Below are 25,623 nucleotides of genomic sequence, written 5' to 3'. Positions count from 1 at the left end.
TCCAGGGCCATTGGCGTCTGCTCGCGGGGAGGGGATCACTCCCACTCGATGGTGCCCGGCGGCTTGCTAGTGACGTCGAGGACGACGCGGTTCACCTCGGGCACCTCATTGGTGATCCTGGTCGAGATCCGCTCGAGCACCTCATACGGCACGCGGGTCCAGTCCGCGGTCATCGCGTCCTCACTGGAGACCGGCCGCAGCACGATCGGGTGACCGTAGGTGCGGCCGTCACCCTGGACGCCGACCGACCGGACGTCGGCGAGCAGCACGACGGGGCACTGCCAGATCTGCTTGTCCAGACCGGCGGTGGAGAGTTCCTCGCGGGCGATGGCGTCGGCGCGGCGCAGGGTGTCCAACCGGTCGGCGGTCACCTCCCCGACGATGCGGATGGCAAGTCCCGGCCCCGGGAAGGGTTGGCGCGCAACGATTTCCTCGGGCAACCCGAGCTCGCGGCCGACGGCGCGAACCTCGTCCTTGAAGAGCAGCCGCAGCGGCTCGACCAGCTTGAACTTCAGGTCCGCCGGCAACCCGCCGACGTTGTGATGGCTCTTGATGTTGGCCGCCCCGGTTCCCCCACCGGACTCGACGACGTCGGGATACAGCGTGCCCTGAACCAGGAAGTCGACCTGGACGCTCGGCTCCTCGCGCGAGCGCTCGTCGGCAGCCCCGCCGTCGTCGACGATTCGCCGCACGGCGCCCTCGAACGCCCGGATGAACTCCCGCCCGATGATCTTGCGCTTGCCCTCGGGGTTGGTGACCCCCGACAGCGCCTCGAGGAAGCGCTCCTCGGCGTCGACCGTGACCAGGTTGGCCCCGGTGGCTGCGACGAAGTCGCGCTGCACCTGGCCGCGCTCACCCGCCCGCAACAGTCCGTGGTCGACGAACACGCAGGTCAGCCGGTCTCCGATGGCGCGCTGCACCAGGGCGGCGGCGACGGCCGAGTCGACCCCGCCGGACAGCCCGCAGATGGCCCGGCCGTCTCCGATCTGGGCGCGGACCTGCTCGACCAGGGCGTCGGCGATGTTGGCGGCCGTCCAGGAGGCGCCGATGCCGGCGAACTCGTGCAGGAAGCGGGACAGCACCTGCTGGCCGTGCGGGCTGTGCAGCACCTCGGGGTGGTACTGGACGCCGGCGAGCCGACGGGCGCGGTTCTCGAAGGCAGCCACCGGTGCACCGGCGCTGGTCGCGACCACGTCGAAGCCCTCCGGCGCAGCGGTGACCGCGTCGCCGTGGCTCATCCACACCGGCTGGCTGGCGGGTAGGTCGGAGTGCAGCTCGCCCCCGCTCACCTTGAGGTCGGTGCGGCCGTACTCACTGGTGCCCGTGTGGGCCACCGTTCCGCCGAGCGCCTGGGCCATCGCCTGGAACCCGTAGCAGATGCCGAAGACGGGCACGTCGAGGTCGAAGACGGCCGGATCCAGTTGCGGCGCACCGTCGGCGTAGACGCTGGCCGGGCCGCCGGACAGCACGATGGCCGCCGGGTCCTTGGCCTTGATCTCGTCGACGGTCGCGGTGTGCGGGATGACCTCGGAGTAGACCCGCGCCTCACGGACGCGTCGCGCGATCAGCTGCGCGTACTGCGCGCCGAAGTCGACCACCAATACGGGCCGGGGAGATGCCGTTTCCACTGGCCCAGTCTAGTGGCGCGGGGCCGCGTCAACGTCCACGGCACCGCGGGTCGGCGCTATCCCGTCGAGCGCACCGGTTCGATGGGCAGCCGCAGGGCCGCGGGCGCGGAGGCGGGCACCACCGGGTGCACCGGCGGGATCGGCGCCAGCCGCTGATAGGGCTGACCCTGCGCGGGACGCTGGTCTACCTCGCCCTTGTTGGGCCACAGCGACGCCGCCCGCTCGGCCTGCGCGGTGATGCTCAGCGACGGGTTGACACCCATGTTCGCCGAGATGGCCGAACCGTCCACCACGTACATCGTCGGATAGTCGAACACCCGGTGGTACGGGTCGATCACGCCGTGCTCCCGGGTGTCGCCGATCACCGCGCCGCCGAGGAAGTGTGCGGTCAGCGGGATGTTGAACAGCTCACCCCAGGTGCCACCTGCAACTCCGTCGATCTTCTTGGCGATCCGCCGGGTGACCTCGTTGCCCGCCGGGATCCACGTCGGGTTCGGCTCGCCGTGGCCCTGCTTGCTGACCACGCGACGGAAGCCGAGCTTGCTGCGCTTGGTGTAGGTGGTGATCGAGTTGTCGAGGTGCTGCATCACCAGCGCGATCATGGTGCGCTCGCTCCACTTTCGCGGGTTCAGCAGCCGCAGCGTGCCCTTCGGGTCGGACCGTGCCGTCTGGATCAGCTGCTTCCAGCGCGGCACGCCGGTGCCGTCCGGCAGCAGCCCATCGGTCATCAGGGTCTGCAGCAGCCCCATCGCATTGGAACCCTTGCCGTAGCGGCACGGCTCGATGTGCGTGTCCTCGGTCGGGTGGATGGACGACGTGATCGCCACGCCGTGGGTCAGGTCGAGGTCGTCGCGTACCCGCAGCCGGCCCGCGCCGACGATGGACTCCGAGTTGGTCCGCGTCAGCACGCCCAGCCGATCCGAGAGCTTCGGCAACCTGCCGGTGTCACGCATCTTGAACAGCAGCTGCTGACTGCCCCAGGTGCCGGCGGCGACGATGACGTTGGACGCCGTGTAGGTCTTCTTCTTCTTGCGCAACCAGCGTCCCGTCCGGGCGGTGTGCACCGTCCAGCTGCCGTCGGGCTGGGGTTCCACGCTGGTCACCGTCGTCATGGGAATCACGTCGGCGCCAGCGGATTCGGCAAGCCCCAGGTAGTTCTTCAGCAGGGTGTTCTTGGCGCCGTAGCGGCAACCGGTCATGCAGGACCCGCATTCGATGCACCCCGTCCTGGCCGGTCCCGCGCCGCCGAAGTACGGGTCGGGGACCGTCTTGCCGGGTTCCTTCTTGCCGTCCTCGCCGAAGAACACCCCGACCGGCGTCGGCACGAAGGTGTCACCGACGCCCATGTCGTCGGCGACCTCCTTGAGGATGCGGTCGGCATCGGTGAACGTGGGGTTGGTGACCACACCGAGCATGCGGGTGGCCTGGTCGTAGTGCGGCATCAGCTCGGCGCGCCAGTCGGTGATGTGCGCCCACTGCTTGTCGGCGAAGAACGGCTCCGGCGGCACGTAAAGCGTGTTGGCGTAGTTCAGCGAACCGCCGCCGACCCCGGCGCCGGCCAGGATCATGCAGTTGCGCAGTAGGTGGATGCGCTGGATGCCGTACATCCCCAGCTTGGGCATCCAGAGGAACTTGCGCAGGTCCCATGACGTCTTGGCCATGTCCTCGTCCTCGAAACGCCGGCCCGCCTCGAGCACGCCGACGCGGTAGCCCTTCTCGGTGAGGCGCAGGGCACTGACGCTGCCGCCGAAACCGGAACCGATGATCAGGACGTCGTAGTCAGGATCCATCTCGCCATTATGAACTTACCGACCGGTAACGAGCTAGACAGGCGACCCTAACTTGTAAAGCGTCAACTCTTCTACCAGCACGTCTTCGGCGAAGATGTCACGAACCGACAGTTAGCCCGACCTTCTGGAATTCCTTGAGGTCGCAGTAGCCCGCCTTGGCCATCGAGCGCCGCAGGCCACCGACGATGTTCAGCGAACCGAACGGATCGTCGGACGGTCCGTTGAGCACCTGGTCCAGCGACGGCCGCTCACCGAGCGCCACCTGCAGCAGGGCACCGCGCGGCAGCGAGGGATGCGCCGCGGCCGACGGCCAGAACCAGCCGCCGCCGAGTGCCTCCTCCGCGCTGGCCAGCGGCGTTCCCAGGACCACGGCGTCGGCACCGCACGCGATCGCCTTGGCCAGTTCGCCCGAGGTGTGGATGTCGCCATCGGCCAGCACGTGGACGTACCGGCCGCCCGTCTCGTCGAGGTACTCGCGACGGGCCGCTGCGGCGTCGGCGATCGCGGTAGCCATCGGCACGCTGATGCCGAGGACCTCGTCGCTGGTCGTCACGCCGGCAGTGGAGCCGTACCCGACGATCACGCCGGCCGCCCCGGTACGCATCAGATGCAGAGCGGTGCGGTGGTCGAGCACGCCGCCGGCGACGACGGGGACGTCGAGCTCGGAGATGAAGGTCTTCAGGTTCAGCGGCTCCCCGGAACCGTCGCGGTCCTGAGCGACGCGCTCGGCGGAGATGATGGTGCCCTGGATGACCAGCAGGTCGATCCCGGCGGCGACCAGCGCCGGGGTGAGCGCCTGCGCATTTTGCGGGCTGACCCGCACTGCGGTGGTGACCCCGGCGTCGCGGATGCGCGAGACGGCGGCGCCCAGCAGCTCGGGATCCAGCGGGGCGGCGTGGAACTGCTGCAGCAGCCGGATCGCGGCCGACGGATCGGGTTCCTTGGCGGCGGCTTCGATCACCTGGGCGACCTTCGCCTCCACGTCGGCGTGCCTGCCGATCAGGCCCTCGCCGTTGAGCACGCCAAGCCCGCCCAGCTGGCCCAGCTCGATGGCGAACTCGACCGACACCAGCGCGTCGGTCGGATGCGACATGACCGGGATCTCGAAGCGGTAGGCGTCGAGCTGCCACGCCGTGGACACGTCCTGGCTGGACCGCGTCCGCCGCGACGGCACGATGTTGATGTCGTGCAGTTCGTAGGTGCGACGGGCGGTTCTGCCCATGCCGATTTCGACCATGTCACGCATGGCGCCCCTCCCCCGTCCGCGAGGTCGACGTACTGCGGGAAAGTAGCGTGAAACCGCATTCGAGAAGCGGATTTCGGCGCGCGAGGGCCATCCGGTGGGAACTCATGGGGAAGGGCCTTCCTAGCGGGCGTAGTAGTTGGGGGCTTCGGTCGTCATCGTGATGTCGTGCGGATGACTCTCCTTCAGACCCGCCGCGGTGATCTGGACGAACTGCGCCTGCTGCAGGTGCTCGATGGTCGCCGAACCGGTGTAGCCCATCGCGGCCCGCAACCCACCCGTCAGCTGATGGATGACGGTCGACAGCGGCCCGCGGAACGGCACCCGGCCCTCGATGCCCTCGGGGACCAGCTTGTCCTCGCTGAGCACGTCGTCCTGGAAGTAGCGGTCCTTGGAGTAGCTCTTCTTCTCGCCACGCCCCTGCATCGCGCCGAGCGAACCCATGCCGCGATAGCTCTTGAACTGCTTGCCGTTGACGAAGATGAGGTCACCCGGTGCCTCGGCAGTGCCGGCGAGCAGGGATCCGAGCATGGCCGTCGATGCGCCCGCGGCGAGCGCCTTGGCGATGTCGCCCGAGTACTGCAGGCCGCCGTCGGCGATCACCGGGACGCCGTGCGGTGCGCAGGCGGCGACCGCTTCGAGGATCGCCGTGATCTGGGGCGCTCCCACTCCGGCGACGACGCGCGTGGTGCAGATGGATCCGGGGCCGACGCCGACCTTGACGGCGTCTGCACCGGCCTCGACCAGTGCGGCGGCCGCGGCCCTGGTGGCGACGTTGCCGCCCACCACCTCGACGCGGTTCCCCGCGACGGTCTTGAGCCAGTGCACCATGTCCAGGACGCCACGGTTGTGCGCATGCGCGGTGTCCACGATGACGACGTCGACACCCGCGTCGACGAGCGTCATGGCCCGCTCCCGCGCGTCGCCACCGACACCGACCGCGGCCCCGACCAGGAGCCGGCCATCACTGTCCTTGGTGGCCAGCGGGAACTGCTCGGTCTTGACGAAGTCCTTGACGGTGATCAGACCGGTCAGCTTGCCGTTGCCGTCGACGATGGGGAGCTTCTCGATCTTGTGGCGGCGCAGCAGGCCGAGCGCAGCGTCGGCCGTCACCCCCGCCTGGGCGGTGATCAGCGGCGCCTTGGTCATCACCTCGGAGACCGGCTTGCTGGTGTCGACCTCGAAGCGCATGTCGCGGTTGGTGATGATGCCGACGAGCGATCCGTTGGCGTCCACCACTGGCAGGCCCGAGATGCGGAAGCGGGCGCACATGGCGTCCACCTCGGCGAGGGTGTTGTCGGGAGAGCACGTGACGGGGTCGGTGACCATGCCGGCCTCGGAGCGCTTGACCGTCTCGACCTGGCTGGCCTGCTCGGCGACCGGCAGGTTGCGATGCAGCACGCCCATCCCGCCTGCCCGCGCCATCGCGATGGCCATCCGGGACTCCGTGACCGTGTCCATCGCCGAGCTGACGAGCGGCACCCGCAACCGGATGCGCTTGGTCAGCTGGCTGGACGTGTTGGCGTTGGCGGGCACCACGTCCGAGGCCGCGGGCAGCAACAGGACGTCGTCGAAGGTGAGCCCGAGCATCGCGATCTTGGTCGGATCGTCCCCTCCGGTGGGCACCGGAACGGCGATGGGAAGGCTGCTTTCAGCGATCGACATGGGTGAGGCCTCCAGATGGCGCAGAACTAAGGGTCCATCCTATCGGGGCCCGGCCCACCACTTGGCCCGCACGCGCCATTGGCAACGTGGATGGAACACGCCCACGTGCCAACAAAGGCCGTCGTCGACGGCGCGGACCGCTGGCGCGACACCCGCCGTCCTGCGTAGTGTGGAACCGTGCGTGATCACCTGCCACCGGGTTTGCCGCCCGATCCGTTCGCCGACGATCCGAGCGATCCTACGGCGGCGCTCGACGCACTCGAACCCGGCCAGCCCCTGGACCCCCAGGAGCGCATCGCCGTCGAGGCCGACCTGGCCGATCTCGCGGTCTACGAAGCACTGTTGGCGCACAAGGGAATTCGCGGTCTGGTGGTCTGCTGCGACGAATGCCAGCAGGACCACTATCACGACTGGGACATGTTGCGGGCGAACCTGCTGCAGCTGCTCGTCGATGGCACCGTCCGGCCGCACGAACCGGCCTACGATCCCGAGCCCGACGCCTACGTGACGTGGGACTACTGCCGCGGATACGCCGATGCCTCGCTCAACGAAGCCACTACGGAGTCCGACGGATATCGCTGACGGCGTACCGCGACCTCGTCACACCCCGATCGACCCGGTGAGCCGCCGACGCTGACTTCGCGTTGGCCACCGTCAGACCAGCGCGCCACGGCGCGTGCTCACCGCAGAGCCGGGTCATCGTGGTCTGCCCGTGCGTTCAGCTCCCAGGAACCGGCACCAGCGTCGTCGTGGTGGTCGGTGCGACGGCCGACCGCTCGACCGGGGTCGTCGCCGCGGGAGCACTGGGCACCTCGGCCGCGCTAGACGGTGCGGCGGCCGGTGTCGTGGCCTTGGGCGCCGGCGCGACGGCGGACGTCGACGGCGGGGCGGCCGCTGGCTCGCGCGTCGGCACCGTCGTCGAGGTGGTTGTCGTCGTGGTGGCCGGCGTCGTGGTGGTCGTGTTGGTGGTCGTGGTGGTCGTTGGTGCCGTCGTCGTGGTCGTGCTACTCGGAGCCGAGGTCGTCGCGGCGCTGCTCGACGAAGGGCTCGACGACGGGGCCGACGACGAAGGGGCCGAGGACGTAGGCGTCGCCCCGTCCGAAGGCGCCGTGGACGACGTGTCCGACGGCGCAGTCGAGTCCGACGGCGAGGTCGTCACCGACGACGACGGGTCCGAGGTCCCCGACGTGGCCGACGTCGTGGACGTGGTCGTTCCGTCGACCACCGGGACCGGCAGCCAGGTCAGCGGGGACGATGGAAGGGCCGGCAGCGGCTCCCCCGGCGGCAGCGTCGCCGCGGGATTCTGCTCGACGACCTTGTAGGTCAGCGCATTCCACTGCTCCACGAGCTGTTGCTTCTGCTCGACCTGCCCGACGTCCTGAACCGTCGTGCTGACGGCCACCAGCTTGTCCTGGGCCTCCTGCCACTGACCGTTGTCGATCAGCTGCTGCACCTGCGCGAGCTGCGCCGATGCCAGGGACACCCGATCGTCGCGGGTGGCCTCCTGCTGGCCGAAGATCGCGGTCCGCATGCCGTAGAGGGAGTCACCGGGACCAGCGCCGTACACGGCGGTCCCGAAACCGCCGATGCAGAGCATCGCGGCGGCCACCGATCCGACGATCGTGAACAACCGGCGGGGCCCGCGGTTCTTCGACAGCCCGGCCTGCAGCGCCTGGACGGCATCGCTGGGGCTGACGGGCACGGTGACCGGCGCGTCGCGCACGTCGTCGCGCCACCCCGACAGCAGGAACGCCAGTTCGGCTTCCTCGCGGTCGGTGGAGTACACCGGCTGCTTGGCAGCGAGCGCTTCGATGAAACGGTCGGCGCGGGCAATTTCGTTGAGTGAGGGGTCGCCGCCGCCGGCGGCCCAGCGGCCGTCAGGCATCGCCACGCCCCAATCCGCTCAGCTCACCCTTGAGCCGCGCCAGGGCACGGTGCTGGGCGACGCGTACGGCGCCGGCGGTGCTGCCGACCGCCTCGGCGGTCTCCTCGGCGCTCATGCCGACGACCACGCGCAGCACCAGGATCTCGCGCTGCTTCTCCGGCAGGGTGGCCAGCAGCCGGTTCATCCGCTCGGCGGATTCGGAGTCGATCGCCATCTGCTCGGGACCCGCCTCGGTGGAGGGCCGGTCGGGCAGCGTGTCGGTTGCGTCGGCGCGGTTACGCCCCTGAGCGCGATGTGCGTCAGCAACCTTGTGCGCAGCGATGCCGTAGACGAAGGCCAGGAACGGTCGTCCCTGATCCTTGTAGCGCGGCAGCGCCGTGATGGCGGCCAAGCACACCTCCTGAGCAACGTCGTCTGCTGAGAGACCACTTCGCTCCGCTGATCCGATCCTCGCCCGGCAGTACCGGTAGACGATCGGCCGGATGGTCTCCAGCACTGTCCGGAGTGCATCTCGATCGCCACTGACCGCCTTGGCCACGACACCATCGAGACTGTCTCCCGAAATTGTCATCGTGGGCGATATCTCCAGCGTTACTGATGGGGCATATCCCCGCGGACGTGTCAGCTAAAGACTAGTGATTCGGAAGTGACTTCCAGAATCACCGCGCCGTCCAGGACCCGCCCCGCTGGCGAACGGTATCGGCGAACCGGTCGCGAGCGGCCCCGATCTGCTCCGGCGAATGGGCAGCGCTGCCGATGTCGGCGAGCAGACAGGTCAACGCCCAGCTCAGCGGTATCAAACCGGTCTGCTCGGCGACCGTCAGCGCAGCATCGGCGACGCGCCGGGCCCCCTCGATCCGGCCGGCGCTGCACAGCGCTGCGGCCGTCACGACCTGGGATTTCACTACGTGCCGCACCGACGTCCAGCCGTCGGCCAGCTCCACCGCGCGCTCGGCGTACGCGACGGCGGCCGGGCCGTCGCCGGTGAACATCGCCAACTCCGCGCGCACCCAGGCCAGTCGGATGGGCAGCCGGGGCGCGGTCGTCGCGCAGACGAGATCGGCGGCCCGCTGCAGCAGCCGATCCGACAACGCGAACCGGCTCACCCCGAGGGCATCGGCGCCGAGGCCGATCAGCGCGTCGGCCGCCGCCCCGGCGTCGAGACCGGCGCACGCCGACGCGCGGCCGTCCCACGCCCTGGCCTCCTCGTGGCCGCCCAGCTGGCGCAGAAACGATGCGCGGGTGCTCAGGGCGAGCGATGCCAGCGGGCCTTCGGGGTTGCGACGGACCAGCGCGACCAGGTCGGCAAGGGCGCTGCCGTAGCGGCCCTGACCGCCCGCGGCAACGGCCCGCAGCCAGTGCTCGGCAGGTGTCGTCGCCGTCGGCAGGGGCCACCGCCCGGGGTCACCTCCGAACGCGACCTCGTCGAACGCATTCATCCGCCGGGACGCTACCAAGATGCGGGAAGTGCCGAATCGGAGGAACCTGAATGGTGTCCACGGGTTCCGAACTGTGGGTGACGCAACTTCGGTTAACAGTTCATTGTCGCTTCATTACGACCATGTCAACAGGGATCCGATCCGCGATTCGCGCAAGGGCGACTCGTTCAGGCGCGAACAGCGCAAACACGGATCGAGATCAATTGGTTGACTCTTCGTGATCACCTTTCTCATTGCGCGCGAGTCCCGACGATGAACGTGATGTAAATTCTCGGCCTGCCCTTATGTGGTTGAGCACACGCTCGGGCTATTGACCCATGTTCACGAGCCCTTCTAGTTTGTGTGCACGAGTAGTCATCGGCGACACGAGCTCGGATCGGTTTCACGACTCACGCTTTCGATCGTTCGCGAAAGATGGGCGTAGAGAGGGGTTTTCCCAATGCCACAACCGCAGCAGTTGCCCGGGCCCAACGCAGACATCTGGGATTGGCAGATGTCTGGACTTTGCCGGGGCGTCGATTCCTCGATGTTCTTCCATCCCGACGGCGAGCGCGGCCGTGCCCGCGCCCAGCGCGAAATGCGTGCCAAGGAGATGTGCCGGCGCTGCCCGGTGGTCGCTCAGTGCAGGTCGCACGCCCTCGCCGTCGGCGAGCCCTACGGCATCTGGGGCGGCCTCAGCGAATCCGAGCGCGAACTACTGCTCAAGCGTGGTATTCGCCGCACGGCATGACCCGAGGGGCCCGTCGACCCCTCGACCAGCCGACCGCGCGGAAGAGGCCCACCTTCGCCGCGGGATGGGCCTCTTCTCGTGCCAACGGCAACACCGCCGGTTCTTTCTTGGATCCATTCCGCGCGGACCTATTCGGCGGGCACCGTCTGCGCAGTCCGGTGGCCGCGGCTGCGCCGGCGCTCTGCCTGTCGCCGCCGCCGCACCTTGATCGAGCTCCACTCACCCAGCGTGACGCCGGCGGCCAGCGCGCTACCGATGGCCATGGCACCCAGCACCGAGGCGAATCCGACGGCGTGCTGGTCGTTCAGGATCGCGTAGATGCCGTGTAGCAGCGTCAACCCCGGCAGCAGCGGCACGATGCCGGCGATCGAGACCACCAGCGGCGGCGCCAGGTTGCGACCCTCCATCAAGCGGCCGACCAAGCCGATCGGTACTGCCGCCGCGAACGACGCCACCACCGCACCAAGACCGAGGCCCTGCGTCAGCAGGAAGGCGATGGTGCCCGCGGCGCCACCAAAGGCCGCTGCCACCGCAGCAGAGCGCTCGGCGTAGCACGCCAGGGCATAGGCCGCAGCGCTGGCCGCACCGAACGCGACGCGGGCGGGCATCTCGGTCAGCGCCGGCGGCGGATTGGCGCTCAGCGCCACGAACGGTGCGCCGAACCGGCTGGCGAGGTGCAGCACCAGCGCCACGCCGGCGATCGTCGCGGCCGTCATCATGACCAGCTCGAAGAACCGGGCCGCAGCGGTGACGGGAGCACCCGTGATGACGTCGCCGACGGACCCCACCAGCGAGAGACCGGCCAGCAGCACGACCAGACCCGCGGCGATCGCCACCGTTGGTTCGAACTGGAACCCCAGCTTCGGGCTGAGCCAGTAGAGGACCAGCGGCGGCGCCGTCGCGATCGCGCCGCCCACCGCATATTGGAAGAAGAATGGTAGCCCGTGCCGGTTCAGCCGCCGGTTGACGCGGTCGATCGTCATCGCACTCAGCGCCCCGACGAGGCAGGCCAGCAGGCTGGCGCCGAGGGTGCCTGCCGTCGCGAAGGCAAGCGCACCCCAGGCGAGCGTGGCGACCCAACGCCGGTACGGATGCGGCGCGGTGACGATGGCATCGAGCTCCTCACGGGCATCCGAGGGCGAGATCTGCTTGGCGCGGATGCGTCCGACCAGCCGGTCGACGGCCGCCAACCTGCTGAAGTCCATCGACCGCGACTGCACGATGTGCAGGGTGCTGGCAGCCGGCATCGTGGGCCCGCGGTAGGCGGCCACGTGGATGGTCGTGTTGATGACGTCGACCTCGCAACGACCGATGCCGTACGCCGCGGTGATCGCGGTGACCTGGTCCATCGTGGCCGTCGCGGGCATGCCCGAGGCCATCATGATCGCACCGATGGTGCCGGCCAGATCCAGCACCTCGCCGACGCGTTCCTGGTAGGCCGCGTCGAGCTCGGAGCTCGTCGCGGGCGTCAGCCGCGGCAGAGCGCCGGTCGGCGGATCGGTCTCCCGGACGATGCGATTCAAGATCTCGCGGTGACGCCGCCACGGCTGGCCCGCGCGATCGCGGGTCAATTCCGCCACGGTGTCCTCCCGGTGTGAAAGTCGATGCTCCCGGCGAATGAATGCGGTCGACGAGAGCCGACGTCAGGAGCAAAACTCAGTTTACTCATGGCACATTCGTGATGACAACGGTCTCGTCCGTGAGGCTCAGCACACCTGGATGCGCCCCGGCGCCCCCGACCAGCTGCGCTCTGATCACGATTGGGCAACACCTGGCGACCGGCGCGAACTTCTAAGCAAACTATTAGTTTGACTAGCTAGCTTCGGGGTTATCCGAGATTCAACGGATGGACGGTCGACGAAGGGTTCGGTGATGATTCCAGCACTCGAAGAAGGTGCGACGCGGTGTCCGCAGTGCGACGCCGACCTCGCCTATCAACTCGACGTCGCCGAGGGCGGTGGCCTTCGCTACGACGTCTCGTGCCCGCCGTGCGGCGTGGTGTACTACGCGCTCACCGCGCCGCTGTTCCAGCTACCGATGGCGGCCTGACTCGGTTCAGCAGCACCGCCGCGAGACACCCCCGGTCCTGCGACCGGGGGTGTCTCGCGCTCTGGACGGCGGGCGCGCTGCGGGGAATCAGTCTTCTGAGCTGGTCGTTGTACCAACCGGTTCGGTTCGAACAGCTCGAAGCGACTATTGATGCAGAAGAAGATGATGGACATGAAGAAGATAGGATTCGCCACCCTGGTCGCCAGTGGTCTGACCGCAGCGGTGCTCGGATTTGCCGGACCAGCTCAAGCCGCCATCGGCACCAACCCGGTCCTGCCGCACTACAGCGTCGACAACCATGACGAGGCGAACACCACGAACGGATTCGTGGACCAGCCGTTCTGAGTCCCCGCAGACGAAGGCACCCCCGGCCCAACTGGCCGGGGGTGCTTCGTTTGGAACGACTAGTGCGAGTGACCATGGTGACCATGGCCACCGTGGCCATGGTCGTCCTCCTGGACCGGCTTGTCGACGATCGCGGTCTCGGTCGTGAGGATCATCCGAGCCACCGATGCCGCGTTCACCACCGCCGACCGGGTCACCTTCACCGGGTCGACGACACCGTCGGCCAGCAGGTCACCGTAGGTCAGCGTCGCGGCGTTGAAGCCCTGCCCCGCGGGCAGCTCCGACACCTTGTTCACCACGACCGAGCCGTCCAGCCCGGCGTTGGTGGCGATCCAGTACAGCGGCGACGAGAGCGCCGAGGCGAACACGTCGACCCCGAGCGCCTCGTCACCCTTGAGTGACTCGCGCAGCGCCGGCAGGACCGAGCCGGCCTGAACGAGGGCGCTGCCACCACCGGTGACGATGCCCTCCTCGACGGCGGCCTTGGCCGCGTGGACCGCGTCCTCGACGGCTTCCTTGCGCTTCTTCAGATCGGTCTCGGTGGCCGCGCCGACCTTGATGACGGCGACGCCGCCCGACAGCTTGGCCAGGCGCTCCTCGAGCTTCTCGCGATCCCAGTCCGAATCGGAGGACTCGATCTCGGCCCGCAGCTGAGACTTACGGGCTTCGATGGCGTCCTGCGTGCCGCCACCGTCGACGATGACCGTGTTGTCCTTGGTGACGACGACGCGGCGGGCGGTGCCCAGCACGTCGAGGCCGACCTCACGGAGCAGCAGCCCGACGTCGGGGTTGACGACCTGCCCACCCGTCACGACGGCCAGGTCGTCGAGGAACGCCTTGCGGCGGTCACCGAAGAACGGCGCCTTGACGGCCACGGCCTTGAGCGTCTTGCGGATCGCGTTGACCACCAAGGTCGACAGGGCCTCACCCTCGACGTCCTCGGCGATGATCAGCAGCGGCTTGCCCGACTCGGCGACCTTCTCCAGCAGCGGCAGCAGGTCTGGCAACGAGCTGATCTTCTCGCGATTCAGCAGCACCAGGGCGTCTTCGAGGACGGCTTCCTGCGAATCGAAGTCGGTGATGAAGTACGCCGAGGTGAATCCCTTGTCGAAGCCGACGCCCTCGGTGACCTCGAGCTCGGTGTTCAGGGTCGAGGACTCCTCGACCGTGACCACGCCGTCGTGACCGACCTTGGTCATGGCCTCGCCGACCAGCTCGCCGATGACCTCGTCACGCGAGGACACGGTGGCGACCTGCGCGATGCCGTTCTTGTCGCTGATCGGCGTCGCCGCGGCCAGCAGTGCTTCGGACACCGCGTCGGCGGCCTTGGCGATGCCGAGACCGAGCGCGATGGGGTTGGCGCCCGCCGCCACGTTGCGCAGGCCGGCCTTGATAAGCGCTTGAGCCAGCACGGTGGCGGTGGTGGTGCCGTCGCCGGCGACGTCGTTGGTCTTGGTCGCCACGGACTTCACCAGCTGCGCGCCCAGGTTCTCGAACGGATCCTCGAGGTCGATCTCGCGGGCGATGGTGACACCATCGTTGGTCACGACCGGGCCGCCGAACGCCTTGGCGAGCACGACGTGCCTGCCGCGGGGTCCCAGCGTCACGCGGACCGCGTCGGCGAGCTTGTCGACGCCGGCTTCCATGGCCCGGCGCGCAGTCTCGTTGAACTCAATCTGCTTGCTCATGAATGTTCTTTCTGTCCACGTAGTTGAGGCCCAACGCATGCCGCCCCGGAAATCACCCGTCGATGGGGGGATTTCCGGGGCGGAACACTGATGCCTACTTGGAGACGACTGCCAGCACGTCGCGCGCTGACAGGATCAGGTACTCCTCGTTGTTGTACTTGATCTCGGTGCCGCCGTACTTGCTGTAGATCACGGTGTCGCCCTCGGCGACGTCCAGGGGGATGCGCTTCTCGCCATCTTCGTCCCAGCGGCCGGGGCCAACTGCGACGACGGTGCCTTCCTGCGGCTTCTCCTTGGCGGTGTCGGGGATGACCAGGCCGGAAGCGGTCGTTGTCTCGGCCTCATTGGCCTGAACGAGGATCTTGTCCTCGAGTGGCTTGATGTTCACGCTCGCCACGATGGAGCCCTCCACTTAGTTCGGGTGCGGCCCGGAGTTGATCCCCGGACCTGCGAGTTCATTACCAGGTGTTTCGGCATGCGTCCGTGCCGTCGCGCCGTCGTCGCGGGTGCCGGAGCGGGGGTTGGCCGCCTGCCACCTAGCACTCTATACACGCGAGTGCTAGCGCTCAAGGGTGGGCCGGTGCCGATGTCGAACGGAGTTGATCATGACCCCCTGCACGACGCTGCCCGCCGGGTAGCTGGCGCGCCGCAACCTCAGCCGTAGGTCAGCGGATCCACCGTCAGGTGATCGGAGACGTCGCCCACCATCTCGACCTCCACCCGGCGCTCGGTGAAGTACCAGCCGTCGTCGTCCCGGCCGAAGGTGTCGTAGTACCGGCCGGCGACGATCGGCTGCAGGGCCACCGACTCGGTGTTCTGCACGACGCAGAAGGTCGACCGCGACGTCGCCGTGCCCTGCCGGCCAAGCTCGACGAGGGGGTTGAGCACCAGGTGACGGGTCCGCGGGGTGTTGCCGTGGTCGGGGAACCGGCGCGTGGTGCTCGCGAAGATGCTGGCGATCGCCTCCGCTCCGCTCAGCGATCCGGAACCGGGACCACCGAACGCGGCGCGTGCGAGCAGTGCACCGACGCCGTCGAAGTCGCCGTCGTCGATCAGCTCGGCGTAGCGGTAGAGCAGCTCGGTGACGGCCAGCTTGTCGGCGACGTCGTGGAGGTTCACGCGACCTGGCCCCGCACGACCGGCAGGCCGGGATCGGTGGCCACCGCCAACGGCGACGGCGGCGCACCCGCCGCGATGAGGTGTGCGGCGAAGGAGGCGATCATCGCGCCATTGTCCGTGCAGAGCCGCGGCCGCGGCACGCGAAGCGTCAAACCGGCTGCCGCGCAACGCTCTTCGGCCAGCTCGCGCAGCCGGGAGTTCGCGGCCACCCCACCAGCGATCAGCAGCGTCGAGACGCCGAGGTCGGTGGCGGCGCGAACCGCCTTGCGGGTCAGCACGTCGGCGACCGCCTCCTGGAAGCCCGCCGCGACGTCCGCGGTGGCGGCGTCCGGATGGGACTCCACGTACCGGGCCACCGCCGTCTTGAGCCCCGAGAAGCTGAACGCGTACGGGGCGTCGCGCGAGCCCGTCATGCCGCGGGGAAATGCGATCGCCTCGCGGTCACCGGTGCGGGCCAGCTCGTCGAGCACCCGGCCACCCGGATAGCCCAGACCGAGCAGCCGGGCGATCTTGTCGTAGGCCTCCCCCGCCGCGTCGTCCACGGTGCTGCCGAGCTCCTCGATCGGCTCGCCAAGCGATCGCACGTGCAGCAGGTTGGTGTGCCCTCCCGACACCAGCAACCCCACGCTCTCGGGCAGCAAGCCGTGGTCGTAGACGTCGGCGGCCAGATGCCCGCCGAGGTGGTTGACGGCGTAGAACGGCACCTCCCAGGCGGCCGAATACGCCTTGGCCGCAGCGACTCCCACCAGCAGGGCGCCGGCGAGCCCGGGCCCGATGGTGGCCGCCACGACGTCGGGTTTGGCGACGCCCGCCGCGTCCAGGGCACGGCGCATGGTGGGCCCGAGCGCCTCCAGATGCGCGCGGGACGCGATCTCGGGCACCACGCCGCCGAACCGGGCGTGTTCGTCGACGCTGGAGGCGACCTCGTCGGCCAGCAACGTGACGGTGCCGTCGTCGTCCAGCCGGCAGATACCGACACCCGTTTCGTCGCAGGAACTCTCGATGGCCAGGATGATCACGGCCGCTCCCCCGTCTCCGGTCGCCGCATGGTGTAGGCGTCCGCGCCGCTGACCCGGTAGTACCGCTTGCGCAGTCCGATCACCGTGAAGCCGACGCTCTCGTACAACCCGATCGCCGGCGCGTTGTCGGTGCGCACCTCGAGGAACACCGCGCCACCGTCGGCGATCTCGAGCAACCGGTCAAGCAGGCCGCGGCCGATGCCTCGACCCTGGCAGCGCTTGTCGACGCCGATGGTGTGAACCTCGTACTCGTACGGCGGCTTACGGCCCAGCCGGCTCACGCCGGCGTAGCCGATCAGCTCACCGTCCACCCGGGCGGCGACGTAGTGGTTGTGTGCGGACTCCAGCTCGCGGACGAACGCCACTGCCGGCCACGGGTCGTCGCCGGGGAACAGTTCGCTCTCCAACTCGGCACACCGGTCGGCGTCACCGACCGTCAGCGGTCCGTAGTCGACGGTCACGTTGGTCCCCGGCCGGCGGCGGGCTTGGCGTCTGGACGACGCAGATACAGCGGGATCAACGGTTCCGGCGGGAGGCTCCAGTCGACGGCACGCACCAGCCCGGACGCCGTCGGGAACTCCAGCGCCAGCCGCGGCAGGTCGAACAGCGCGGCGTGGACCGGTGATCCGGCGACGGCCGAGTCCTCGACGGGGACGTCCGCGGGTGCCCCGACGGCGGGGCCGTCGACGCGCACGCCGTCGCGATAGCGCGCCCAGTAGACCTCGCGGCGACGTGCGTCGGTCACCACCAGGGCCGCGCCGCTGGTGTCGACGCCGATCCCGTCGAGGCTGCACACGCCGTGCACGGGCAGGTTCAGGGCATGCCCGTAGGCAGCCGCGGTGGCCATGCCGACCCGCAAGCCGGTGAACGGGCCGGGGCCGCAGCCGACGACGACGGCGTCCAGATCGGCCATCGCGAGTCCAGCATCGGCCAACGCGCCCAACACGTTCGGCGTGAGTTGTTCGGCATGGGCCCGGGGATCCACGGTGACCCGTTCACCGAGGACCTCGACGCCGGCGTCGGTGTGCTCGAGCACCCCCGCGGTGACGGCGGGGGTGGCGGTGTCGATGGCGAGGACCTTCACCGTTCGGCCTCGTCGTCATTCGGTGCGAGACTCCACTGCCACGTCGCGATGCGGACGTCGGTGAGGCTGTCGCGTTCCAACCGGATGTCGAGGTGGCGCTCGGACAGTCGCTCGACGAGCCCCTCGCCCCACTCGACCACCACGACGGCGTCGTCGAGATCGGTGTCGAGGTCCAGCGAGTCGAGTTCGGCGAGCAGGTCGGCGCCGGCGTGGTCCAGCAGGCGGTAGACGTCGACGTGCACCATGGCGGGCGCACCTTGCCGCCGGGCCGGGTGCACGCGGGCCAGCACGAAGGTCGGCGAGGTGACGGACCCGGCGACGTCCATCGCACGGGCGATTCCCTTGGCCAGCACCGTCTTTCCGGCCCCCAACGGTCCCGCGAGCACGACGACGTCGCCGGCCCGCAGGTCGGCACCGAGCCGCGCACCGAGGGCCATGGTGTCCTCGGCGGTCGGCAGTTCGGCGGTGCCCTCAAGTACCTCAGCCATGGTTGCGGGCCCTCTCGCGCAGCCGCCGCGTCATCGCGACGAGCTTGGACGGCGTCGCCCGTTCGACCAGGCGCACCAGCGCGGCGTCGACGATGTCGGGCTGTTCGAGTTGGACGAGATGCCCTGCGCCGCCGACGATGACGAGCTCCGACTTGGGCAGAGCGGCGGCCATCTCCTCGGAGTACTCCATCGGAGTCAGCAGATCGTGATCACCGCAGACGATCAGCGTCGGGATCTTGGCCAGCGTGGTCAGACCCTCGGTCTCGTCGTGCACCTCCAGCGCATGCAGGAAGCCGACGAGTGTCGAGATGGGCGTGTCGTGCATCATCTTCTCCGAGAACGACACCACGGAGCGGCTGACCTTCTCGTCGCCGTAGGACGCGGCCCGCAGCACGGGCCCGAGCACCGAGCTGGCCGCACCCCGGGTCCGGTGCACGGTCTTGGGCGCGTACCGGACGGCGAAGCGGGCGGCCTCCAGCACCGGGTTCTTCAGCACCTCCCCCAGGGGTGATCGCGAAACCCCCTCGGCGGCAGACGAAATCAGTGCGGCACCGACGACGCGGGTGGGGTAGCGCTCGGGGAACTGGCGGGCGTGGGCCAACACTGTCATGCCGCCCATGGAGTGCCCGACGAGCACGACCGGTCCCCGCGGCGCCATCACCGAGAGCACCGTCTCGAGGTCGCGACCCAGCTGCGGGACCGTGAACGAGTCGGGCGGCGCGTCCCCGGACTGGCCGTGGCCCCGCTGGTCGTAGAACACCATCCGGACCTGAGTGCCCCACTGCTCGGTGAGCTTGACCCGTTGAAAGTGGAAGGCGCCCATGCGAAGACAGAAGCCGTGCGAGAACACGACCGTCAACGGCGCATCCTTGGGGCCCACCTCCCGCACGGCCAGCGGAATGCCGTCGGAGGTCATCACGACGCACCCGCGATCGGCGTCGAGGAGTTCGAAGTCCTCACCGACGTACGGGTCCTCGTCGGTGATGCGTCGGGTCAGGGACCGCGCCACCGTGGTGCCGGCGAGGCCCCCGACCGCCGAGAGCCCCGCAGCGCCGGCCAGCCACCGCCCCATGCGCCTGCGGCGCTGCCAGGAGCCCGTCTCGTCGTCGCTCAAGGAGTTCCGCCCGTGGAGTCGACGTACAGCCGCGACACCCTGCCGCGTGGACTGGTGACGATTTCGTAGTTGATGGTGCCGAGCAGATTGGCCCAATCCACGGCGGTGAGTTCACCGTCGTCACCGGGCCCGAAGAGCACGGCCTCGTCGCCTTCGCGCACGTCGACGGGGCCGGACCCGAGGTCGACGACGAACTGGTCCATGCAGATGCGTCCGACGCTGGGCCGCCGCTTCCCGTTGATCAGCACGCCGATGCGTCCGCCAAGGCCGCGGAAGATGCCGTCGGCGTATCCGAGTGGGATCAGCGCGACGGTGGTGTCGGACTCGGCCACCCAGGTGTGCCCGTAGGACACTGCGTCGCCGGCCTTGAGCGAACGCACCGCGGCCACCGGCGCCGTCAGCCTCATCGCCGGACGCAACCCCATGTGCCCGCGGCTCGGGATGGGGGTCTGCCCGTACACCGCTATCCCGGGGCGAACCATGTCGAACGCCAGATCGGGCCGCGTCATGGCCGCCGGGGAGTTGCTCAGGTGGGCGATCTCGAACTCGACGCCATGCTCGCGAGCCTGCGCGCGCATGGCCGAGAAGCGTTGCGCCTGTTGATCGTTGACGGGGCTCGACGGATCGTCCCCGCAGGCGAGGTGCGACATCAGCCCCTTCGGCCGGACCGCACCGTCGGCGACCGCACGCCGAAGGACCGTCAACAGATCCCCGAAGTCAGCGGGTGCGACCCCGTTGCGGCTCAGGCCGGTGTCGACCTTCACCGTGACGGAGGCCATCCGGCCGGTGCGTTCGACGGCCTCGAGCACCTCGCGGAGCTGTCGCGTCGAGGACACCCCGAGTTGCACGTCGCCCTGCAGCGCTGGGCCGAAGTCGGTGCCCGGCGCGTGCAGCCAGCACAGCACCGGAGCGGTGATCCCGCCGCGGCGCAGCGCCAGTGCCTCGCCGATGGTGGCGACCCCTAGCTCAGCTGCGCCCGCCGCGATCGCGGCCCGGCCGACCTCGACCGCACCGTGGCCGTAACCGTCGGCCTTGACGACGGCCATCACCGCGGCCGATCCGGCATGTTCACGGAGCAACCGGACGTTGTGGGCGATGGCGCCAAGATCCACCACCGCCTTCGCGGCGGCGGTCGATGTCGGCAGCTGGGTCGTGTTCATGGTCATGTCACCGTCGTCGATTGTCCCAGAACGCGGCCGATCGGTGCGCCGGGGCTAGTGCGCGAAGGGTTGCAGCTCGTCGAAGTGACCGTTGGGCTTGAGCTCGTCGAGGGTCTTCAGCACGGTCAGGGTGTCGTCCTTGAGCGCCCGGGCGAGGTCGGTGGAGAAGCCCTCGCGCACCACCACGCGCAGCACCGTCACGTCGGTGGCGCCGTCGGGCATCGTGTAGGCGGGCACCTGCCAGCCGAAGGACCGCAGGGCGTGCGAGACGTCGAACTCGGTGTAACCGCGGTCGCCCTTGAGCCGGAAGCTGATCACCGGGATGGCCGAGCCGTCGGAGATCACCTCGAAGTGCTCGCTGTCGCGGAGCTGGTCGCCCAGCCACCGCGCGGTCTGGGACAGGCAGGTCATCACCTGGCCGTAGCCGGCCCGGCCCAGGCGCAGGAAGTTGTAGTACTGCCCGATTACCTGGTTGCCGCCCTTGGAGAAGTTCAGCGTGAAGGTGGGCATGTCGCCACCGAGGTAGTTGACCCGGAAGACCAGCTCTTCGGGAAGGTGCTCCTTGTTGCGCCAGACCACGAAACCGATGCCCGGGTAGGTGAGACCGTACTTGTGGCCGCTGACGTTGATCGAGACCACCCGGGGCAGGCGGAAGTCCCACGTCACCTCGGGGTGCAGGAACGGCACCACGAACCCGCCGCTGGCCGCGTCGACGTGCACGGGGACGTCGGGGCCACCCTTCTCCGCAGCCAGGCCGTCGAGCGCGGCGCAGATCTCGGCGATCGGTTCCAGCTCGCCGGTGTAGGTGGTGCCGAGGATCGCCACCACGCCGATGGTGTCCTCGTTGACGGCCTCGATGACCTGCTCGGGGGTGATGACGTAGCGCCCCTCCGCCATCGGCAGGTAGATCGGCTCCACGTCGAAGTAGCGGCAGAACTTCTCCCACACCACCTGGACGTTGGACCCCATCACCAGGTTCGGCCTGCGGGTCCGCCAGCCGTTCTTGCCGTCGCCCACCTTGGCCCGCCAGCGCCAGCTCATCGCCAGCCCGGCCAGCATGACGGCCTCGCTCGACCCGACGGTGGAGACGCCGATCGCGCTGTTGGGGTCGTCGTCGCGCAGGTTCTCGGCGTGGAACAGGTCGGCGACCATGCACACGCACCGCTGCTCGATGGCGGCGGTCGCCGGGTACTCGTCCTTGTCGATCATGTTCTTGTCGAACGTCTCGGCCATCAGCTTCTCGGCCTCGGGATCCATCCACGTCGTGACGAACGTGGCGAGGTTCAGACGCGAGCTGCCGTCGAGCATCAGCTCGTCGTGGATGAAGCGGTAGGCGGCCTGCGGGTCCATCGGCTCATCGGGCATCCGCAGCGTCGGCACCGGCGCCGTGGAGAGCCTGCCGGTGTAGGCGGGTGCGATCGACGGAGCCGGCGTGTGCCTCGATGACATCAACTGTCCCTTCTAGAGATTGGCGATCGACGAACGGAGGTGGGCCAGGATCCGCGAGGCCGACGTGGGGGCCGGCCGCGGTCCTGGATCGGCGGCCGACAGGCCGGCAGCCCTGGCGTGGACGAAGGCTGCCATCGCCGCGGCCATCCCGGGCGCCAGCCCGGCCGCCAGCAGCGCGCCGATGACGCCGGAGAGCACGTCGCCCGACCCGGCCGTGGCCGCCCAGGACTGGCCCGCGGGATTGAGGTAGGCCCTGGCCGGCCGGTCGTCCGTCGCCGCGCCGGGTTCGGCGACGACGGTGACGTTGCCCTTCAACAGCACGGTGGCCCCGAACCGATCTGCCAGCTGGCGGGCGGCGGCCACCCGGTCCTCCCCCGGCGGATGACCCGCCAGTCGGGCGAATTCACCGGCGTGGGGCGTCAGTACGGTGGGCGCCTGGCGGTCGACGACCAGCTCGGGGTTCGCAGCGAGGATCGTCAGCGCGTCGGCGTCCACGAGGACGGGCAGGTCGGTGCCGAGCGCGAACCGCAGAGCGCCCGCGCCGGCCTCGTCGGTGCCGACCCCCGGGCCGACCACCCACGCCTGGACGCGCCCGGCGTCCTCGGCCGAGGACGTGGCGATGACCTCGGGCCAATGCGAAACCACCTCGGCCGCAGCGGTTCCCGCGTAGCGCACCATGCCCGACGTGGCCGCGACGGCGGCCCCGGTGCACAGGATGGCCGCACCCGGATACTTCGCAGATCCGGCCATCACCCCGGTGACCCCCTGGGTGTACTTGTCGTCGCGTGGGCCCGGGGCCGGCCAGCGGTCGGCGACGTCGGATGCCTCGATGCCGACCAGATCGGCGTCGGGCAGGTCGAGCCCGATGTCGACCAGTTCCACCCGTCCGCACTCCCCCAACGCGTGTACCGGTTTGAGGCCGCCGAACGTGACGGTCACCGCCGCGTGCACGTGGAGGCCGTCGGCCGCACCGGTCTGGACGTCGACCCCGCTGGGAACGTCGACGGCGACCACCGGCACGCCCGCGGCCTCGACGGCGGCGAACACCGCAGCGGCGTCGGGCCGTAGCGCGCCGGTCGCCGAGATGCCGACGACCCCGTCGATCACCAGATCGGTTGCCGGCGGCAGGCTTTGGACTACACGACCGCCGGCGCGGGTGAAGGCGGCCAGGCCTTGGCGATGCACCCGCTGCGGGTTGAGCACGATCGCCGCGGCCGTCACCCCGCGGCGACGCAGGAACGTCGCGGCCCACAGGGCATCGCCTCCATTGTCCCCCGAGCCGATCACCGCGCACACGCGGCGCCCGGCCACCCCGCCCGTCCTTGCCCGCAGCTCGGTGGCGATGGCGCCCGACAGACCGAACGCGGCCCGGCGCATCAGGGCGCCGTCGGGGAGGCTGGCCAACAGCGGTGCCTCTGCGTGACGGATGGCGTCCGCGCTGTAGTAGTGCCGCACCCGGCCCACGTTACGTGCTGCGGCCCTCGACCCGGTTCATTCCGGGTGATGCCGCTCCGTCGACACCGCGGGCTGCGGGTACCGAACGCCGCGCTCGGCCTCCGAACGGCAGCGGTCCCGAGGCGCATCCCGGTGCGGACATCACCTCGTCGTAGCGCCTGGCGGTAGTCCGGATGCGTTGCCGCCCATGCCGGTAACCGAAGGCGTCCACGGGCGAGCCCGGCTCGAGCACCGTTCAGAGCCGGACGCCCGCAGACCGTCCGACGACGTTGACGGTGATGTATCCGAGGTCGCGGAGCACACCGAGTTCGATGGGGCTGAGGACGCGCACGCCCGGGCCGTCATCGGTGGCCGAGTTCATCATCTGTTCGTTGGCGCCGGTGAACGTCCCGTCGTCGAGGTGACTGACCGAGCTGCCCTGCTCCCACTCCGCGGGCGAGTAGAGCGGCACCAGATGCCCGCCGTAGGCGGCCATCGCGTTGGCTCCGCCGAAGAACACTCCGCCGGTCAGGGCAGGGTCGAACGCGTCGTTCCACGTGTAGTCGTCGCCGACCGGGCTGTCCCCATCAACGGTTCTCAGGAAGCTGGTGTAGATGGGCCAGGCGGTGCGATCGTCGTTGGTGCCCGCCGGTCCGAGGTAGGCAGTCCATCCGAAGGAGTGCACGAGTTCATGCATGGCGGTGGACTCGAAGTCGACTTCGTCGTCGCCGACGATGTCACCAAGGCCCCACTGCTTGCCCCAGTTCAACGAGATCCTGCCGTCGGCCTCGTTCCCGTTGGCGTCCTGACCGGTGATCAGCTTGTTCTGCACGACTGTCGGCCAGAACCCCGGGTCGGTGCTGATCAAGGGACTGCCGGCGCTGGCAAGGTTCCCCGACTCCGGATCGTCGGTCGAGGCGACGTCGTAGTCGAGTCTGACCGGCTGAAGGACCATGACATAGCGGGCAAGCTTCTTCGCAGCCTGCATCAACGCCGCGCGGCGAGCCGGGTCATCCCAGTTCTCGCTGCCCGTGGTGTAGGTGAACGAGAACGTGATGGCGTTCTGGTTCACCAGCATTGCGGCCGTGCCGGGCTGCCTCAGCCAATCGACGAGATTCACGTGCAGGCCGTCGTCGGCCGCGGCTATCACGAAGGAGTCCACGCCGTTGAAGTCCGTGCCGGGCGTGTAGGTGTAGCTGCCATCCGCGGCGACGGCGACCGAACCGAACCTCGGCCCCTGCACCAGGCGGTAGACGATCTGGTCGCCCTCGGGATCCACGGCGTCCACCCGACCGGCGATGGGGCCGGAGTCGGCGCTGGTGACGACGACGGGCCCCGAGACGGTCGGAGCCAGATTGAACAGGGTGCGACGGACCGTCAGCAACGTCCCGTTCAGGGCATCCCGCAGCTCGGGTGGTACGGGCATCGCGTTGATCAAGGCCTGCAGGTTGGCCGTGATCAACGCGATCTGGGTCGACGTCAGCTGCTGCCACGAGTTCGGTGCACCACTGGTGGTCTGCATCGCCCACGGGTCGGGCTCGACGGCTTGGGCGCTCTGCGCGATGGCGGGTTGAGTGGCAGGTTGCGTGGCGGGTTTCGTGGCGGCGGAGGTGGTGACCAAGGCCGCCGAGCTCACTGCCGCGGGAGCCGAAGCGCTGCTGGACTTCTCGGCGGTGCCGGTGTTCGGGGCGGTACCGGTCGTCTCGGCGGCAGCGGTGGTCTCGGCGCTGCCGCTCGTCTCCGCGCTGCCGGCCGTCTCGACGCTGCCCTCGTGCCCAGTGCTGTTGGACTCCGGGGCCGTCGCGGTCTTCCCGGTTTCCTCGACTTGCCCGGCCCGCGTCGGGTGGTCGTCACCGGTAGTCGTGTCCTTCGTAGCAGTCGAGGCCCGGTCGTCACGATCGGTGGTGCTGGTCGCGGAGTGCGAGCTGGGTTTCGCGTCGTCATCCGTCGAGGACCCGGTGCTGGACGTCGGACTCTCGCGTGCCCCGGCCACGGTCGACGTCGGCCGCGTGGTCTTGACGTCGCCGACCTTCGACCCGGCGTCCTTGGACGATGCAGTGTCCTTTGACCCCACGTCCTTGGACGCGCCCGAGTCGGAGGACGACGCCGAACTCGACGACGAGGTGTCATCGGCCGAGGCGGTCCCGATCTGAGGTCCCATCGACGAGAAGCCGAACAAGGCTGCGCCCATACCCGTCGAGACCACGCCGATCTGCAACCAGCGGCGTACCCCGAAGTTCTCTGCTCGACGGCTGCGGTGCTTGGCGGCGCGGCGCGCACGCGAAGTCGACATA

Annotated in this window: 25 protein-coding genes; 5 read left to right on the top strand and 20 right to left on the bottom strand. The window is 69.3% G+C overall.

What is annotated here, in order from left to right:
• Positions 1 to 35 precede the first annotated feature (35 nt).
• The 4 genes from guaA to guaB form a co-directional block, all read right to left on the bottom strand.
• Entirely contained in the window at positions 36 to 1,628 is a 1,593-nt protein-coding gene (gene guaA, locus SBI80_RS02260) for a glutamine-hydrolyzing GMP synthase (protein ID WP_318972799.1), read from the bottom strand.
• A 56-nt stretch (positions 1,629 to 1,684) separates the two neighbouring features.
• Positions 1,685 to 3,418, bottom strand: a complete 1,734-nt coding sequence (locus SBI80_RS02255) for a GMC oxidoreductase (RefSeq protein WP_318972798.1) — start codon at positions 3,416 to 3,418, stop codon at positions 1,685 to 1,687.
• Positions 3,419 to 3,515: 97 nt separating this feature from the next.
• Positions 3,516 to 4,664, bottom strand: coding sequence for a GuaB3 family IMP dehydrogenase-related protein (locus SBI80_RS02250; RefSeq protein ID WP_318972797.1), 1,149 nt, complete (start codon positions 4,662 to 4,664; stop codon positions 3,516 to 3,518).
• Positions 4,665 to 4,784: 120 nt separating this feature from the next.
• Entirely contained in the window at positions 4,785 to 6,326 is a 1,542-nt protein-coding gene (gene guaB, locus SBI80_RS02245; protein WP_318972796.1) for an IMP dehydrogenase, read from the bottom strand.
• A 177-nt stretch (positions 6,327 to 6,503) separates the two neighbouring features.
• Here guaB and SBI80_RS02240 point away from each other — a divergent pair, with 177 nt between their 5' ends.
• Entirely contained in the window at positions 6,504 to 6,908 is a 405-nt protein-coding gene (locus SBI80_RS02240; RefSeq protein WP_293236199.1) for a DUF5319 domain-containing protein, read from the top strand.
• Between the two features lie 136 nt (positions 6,909 to 7,044).
• On the opposite strand, the gene SBI80_RS02235 is transcribed toward SBI80_RS02240, so the two are convergent.
• The 3 genes from SBI80_RS02235 to SBI80_RS02225 form a co-directional block, all read right to left on the bottom strand.
• Positions 7,045 to 8,211 (bottom strand): anti-sigma-D factor RsdA, encoded by a 1,167-nt coding sequence (locus SBI80_RS02235; protein ID WP_318973645.1) that lies wholly within the window; start codon positions 8,209 to 8,211, stop codon positions 7,045 to 7,047.
• Positions 8,204 to 8,782: a sigma-70 family RNA polymerase sigma factor gene (locus SBI80_RS02230; protein ID WP_318972795.1), complete on the bottom strand. Its 579-nt coding sequence runs from the start codon at positions 8,780 to 8,782 to the stop codon at positions 8,204 to 8,206. Before SBI80_RS02230 ends, SBI80_RS02235 begins: the two co-directional genes overlap by 8 nt.
• 88 nt (positions 8,783 to 8,870) lie before the next feature.
• Positions 8,871 to 9,650 carry a hypothetical protein gene (locus tag SBI80_RS02225; protein WP_318972794.1) on the bottom strand — a complete coding sequence of 260 codons (780 nt, stop codon included), beginning with the start codon at positions 9,648 to 9,650 and terminating at the stop codon, positions 8,871 to 8,873.
• A 439-nt stretch (positions 9,651 to 10,089) separates the two neighbouring features.
• Here SBI80_RS02225 and SBI80_RS02220 point away from each other — a divergent pair, with 439 nt between their 5' ends.
• On the top strand, positions 10,090 to 10,380 hold the full coding sequence (locus tag SBI80_RS02220; RefSeq protein ID WP_163734011.1) for a WhiB family transcriptional regulator: 291 nt from the start codon (positions 10,090 to 10,092) through the stop codon (positions 10,378 to 10,380).
• A 128-nt stretch (positions 10,381 to 10,508) separates the two neighbouring features.
• Here SBI80_RS02220 and SBI80_RS02215 read toward each other — a convergent pair whose 3' ends face one another.
• Positions 10,509 to 11,960 (bottom strand): threonine/serine exporter family protein, encoded by a 1,452-nt coding sequence (locus SBI80_RS02215; protein ID WP_318972793.1) that lies wholly within the window; start codon positions 11,958 to 11,960, stop codon positions 10,509 to 10,511.
• A gap of 292 nt (positions 11,961 to 12,252) precedes the next feature.
• Here SBI80_RS02215 and SBI80_RS02210 point away from each other — a divergent pair, with 292 nt between their 5' ends.
• Both SBI80_RS02210 and SBI80_RS02205 read left to right on the top strand, forming a co-directional pair.
• A complete protein-coding gene (locus tag SBI80_RS02210; RefSeq protein WP_318972792.1) occupies positions 12,253 to 12,429 on the top strand; it encodes a hypothetical protein in 177 nt (58 codons plus the stop codon).
• A 171-nt stretch (positions 12,430 to 12,600) separates the two neighbouring features.
• Positions 12,601 to 12,774: a hypothetical protein gene (locus SBI80_RS02205; protein WP_318972791.1), complete on the top strand. Its 174-nt coding sequence runs from the start codon at positions 12,601 to 12,603 to the stop codon at positions 12,772 to 12,774.
• 59 nt (positions 12,775 to 12,833) lie between these two features.
• Here SBI80_RS02205 and groL read toward each other — a convergent pair whose 3' ends face one another.
• From groL to SBI80_RS02145, 12 genes are all read right to left on the bottom strand, one after another.
• Positions 12,834 to 14,462 carry a chaperonin GroEL gene (groL, locus tag SBI80_RS02200; protein ID WP_318972790.1) on the bottom strand — a complete coding sequence of 543 codons (1,629 nt, stop codon included), beginning with the start codon at positions 14,460 to 14,462 and terminating at the stop codon, positions 12,834 to 12,836.
• A gap of 94 nt (positions 14,463 to 14,556) precedes the next feature.
• Positions 14,557 to 14,859 carry a co-chaperone GroES gene (gene groES / locus SBI80_RS02195; RefSeq protein WP_029116754.1) on the bottom strand — a complete coding sequence of 101 codons (303 nt, stop codon included), beginning with the start codon at positions 14,857 to 14,859 and terminating at the stop codon, positions 14,557 to 14,559.
• A gap of 257 nt (positions 14,860 to 15,116) precedes the next feature.
• Positions 15,117 to 15,581 (bottom strand): nuclear transport factor 2 family protein, encoded by a 465-nt coding sequence (locus SBI80_RS02190; RefSeq protein WP_318972789.1) that lies wholly within the window; start codon positions 15,579 to 15,581, stop codon positions 15,117 to 15,119.
• Positions 15,578 to 16,600, bottom strand: a complete 1,023-nt coding sequence (gene tsaD, locus SBI80_RS02185; RefSeq protein WP_318972788.1) for a tRNA (adenosine(37)-N6)-threonylcarbamoyltransferase complex transferase subunit TsaD — start codon at positions 16,598 to 16,600, stop codon at positions 15,578 to 15,580. Before tsaD ends, SBI80_RS02190 begins: the two co-directional genes overlap by 4 nt.
• On the bottom strand, positions 16,597 to 17,061 hold the full coding sequence (gene rimI, locus SBI80_RS02180) for a ribosomal protein S18-alanine N-acetyltransferase (RefSeq protein WP_318972787.1): 465 nt from the start codon (positions 17,059 to 17,061) through the stop codon (positions 16,597 to 16,599). Before rimI ends, tsaD begins: the two co-directional genes overlap by 4 nt.
• On the bottom strand, positions 17,058 to 17,684 hold the full coding sequence (tsaB, locus tag SBI80_RS02175) for a tRNA (adenosine(37)-N6)-threonylcarbamoyltransferase complex dimerization subunit type 1 TsaB (protein ID WP_318972786.1): 627 nt from the start codon (positions 17,682 to 17,684) through the stop codon (positions 17,058 to 17,060). The genes rimI and tsaB overlap by 4 nt, the downstream gene beginning before the upstream one ends.
• Positions 17,681 to 18,172 (bottom strand): tRNA (adenosine(37)-N6)-threonylcarbamoyltransferase complex ATPase subunit type 1 TsaE, encoded by a 492-nt coding sequence (tsaE, locus tag SBI80_RS02170; RefSeq protein WP_318972785.1) that lies wholly within the window; start codon positions 18,170 to 18,172, stop codon positions 17,681 to 17,683. The genes tsaB and tsaE overlap by 4 nt, the downstream gene beginning before the upstream one ends.
• Complete coding sequence (locus SBI80_RS02165; protein WP_318973644.1) at positions 18,165 to 19,244, bottom strand: alpha/beta fold hydrolase; 1,080 nt, start codon at positions 19,242 to 19,244, stop codon at positions 18,165 to 18,167. Before SBI80_RS02165 ends, tsaE begins: the two co-directional genes overlap by 8 nt.
• A 38-nt stretch (positions 19,245 to 19,282) precedes the next feature.
• Positions 19,283 to 20,452, bottom strand: coding sequence for an alanine racemase (gene alr / locus SBI80_RS02160; RefSeq protein ID WP_413232615.1), 1,170 nt, complete (start codon positions 20,450 to 20,452; stop codon positions 19,283 to 19,285).
• 48 nt (positions 20,453 to 20,500) lie between these two features.
• Positions 20,501 to 21,895 carry a glutamate decarboxylase gene (gene gad / locus SBI80_RS02155; RefSeq protein ID WP_318972784.1) on the bottom strand — a complete coding sequence of 465 codons (1,395 nt, stop codon included), beginning with the start codon at positions 21,893 to 21,895 and terminating at the stop codon, positions 20,501 to 20,503.
• 12 nt (positions 21,896 to 21,907) lie between these two features.
• Positions 21,908 to 23,350, bottom strand: coding sequence for an NAD(P)H-hydrate dehydratase (locus SBI80_RS02150; protein ID WP_318972783.1), 1,443 nt, complete (start codon positions 23,348 to 23,350; stop codon positions 21,908 to 21,910).
• 235 nt (positions 23,351 to 23,585) lie between these two features.
• Entirely contained in the window at positions 23,586 to 24,851 is a 1,266-nt protein-coding gene (locus SBI80_RS02145) for an Ig-like domain-containing protein (RefSeq protein WP_318972782.1), read from the bottom strand.
• Between the two features lie 64 nt (positions 24,852 to 24,915).
• Between SBI80_RS02145 and SBI80_RS02140 the strand changes: the two genes are divergently transcribed.
• The gene (locus SBI80_RS02140) at positions 24,916 to 25,482 is read left to right on the top strand and encodes a hypothetical protein (protein ID WP_318972781.1); all 567 of its coding nucleotides are present in this window, start codon (positions 24,916 to 24,918) and stop codon (positions 25,480 to 25,482) included.
• Positions 25,483 to 25,623: the final 141 nt, after the last annotated feature.

This window comes from Mycolicibacterium sichuanense (genome assembly GCF_033741125.1).
Taxonomy (GTDB): domain Bacteria; phylum Actinomycetota; class Actinomycetes; order Mycobacteriales; family Mycobacteriaceae; genus Mycobacterium.
Note: the sequence above shows the minus strand (reverse complement) of the source record. Positions and strands in the feature narration are given on the sequence as shown.

Coding starts and splice junctions, on each gene's coding strand:
- guaB (WP_318972796.1), bottom strand. CDS start 6,326: ATGTCGATCGCTGAAAGCAGCCTTCCCATCGCCGTTCCGGTGCCCACC.
- SBI80_RS02235 (WP_318973645.1), bottom strand. CDS start 8,211: ATGCCTGACGGCCGCTGGGCCGCCGGCGGCGGCGACCCCTCACTCAAC.
- SBI80_RS02250 (WP_318972797.1), bottom strand. CDS start 4,664: ATGCGTGACATGGTCGAAATCGGCATGGGCAGAACCGCCCGTCGCACC.
- groL (WP_318972790.1), bottom strand. CDS start 14,462: ATGAGCAAGCAGATTGAGTTCAACGAGACTGCGCGCCGGGCCATGGAA.
- SBI80_RS02210 (WP_318972792.1), top strand. CDS start 12,253: ATGATTCCAGCACTCGAAGAAGGTGCGACGCGGTGTCCGCAGTGCGAC.
- SBI80_RS02225 (WP_318972794.1), bottom strand. CDS start 9,650: ATGAATGCGTTCGACGAGGTCGCGTTCGGAGGTGACCCCGGGCGGTGG.
- gad (WP_318972784.1), bottom strand. CDS start 21,895: ATGTCATCGAGGCACACGCCGGCTCCGTCGATCGCACCCGCCTACACC.
- SBI80_RS02255 (WP_318972798.1), bottom strand. CDS start 3,418: ATGGATCCTGACTACGACGTCCTGATCATCGGTTCCGGTTTCGGCGGC.
- SBI80_RS02220 (WP_163734011.1), top strand. CDS start 10,090: ATGCCACAACCGCAGCAGTTGCCCGGGCCCAACGCAGACATCTGGGAT.
- SBI80_RS02145 (WP_318972782.1), bottom strand. CDS start 24,851: ATGCAGACCACCAGTGGTGCACCGAACTCGTGGCAGCAGCTGACGTCG.
- SBI80_RS02205 (WP_318972791.1), top strand. CDS start 12,601: ATGAAGAAGATAGGATTCGCCACCCTGGTCGCCAGTGGTCTGACCGCA.
- tsaE (WP_318972785.1), bottom strand. CDS start 18,172: ATGGCTGAGGTACTTGAGGGCACCGCCGAACTGCCGACCGCCGAGGAC.
- alr (WP_413232615.1), bottom strand. CDS start 20,452: ATGACCATGAACACGACCCAGCTGCCGACATCGACCGCCGCCGCGAAG.
- SBI80_RS02230 (WP_318972795.1), bottom strand. CDS start 8,782: ATGACAATTTCGGGAGACAGTCTCGATGGTGTCGTGGCCAAGGCGGTC.
- SBI80_RS02165 (WP_318973644.1), bottom strand. CDS start 19,244: ATGGGGCGGTGGCTGGCCGGCGCTGCGGGGCTCTCGGCGGTCGGGGGC.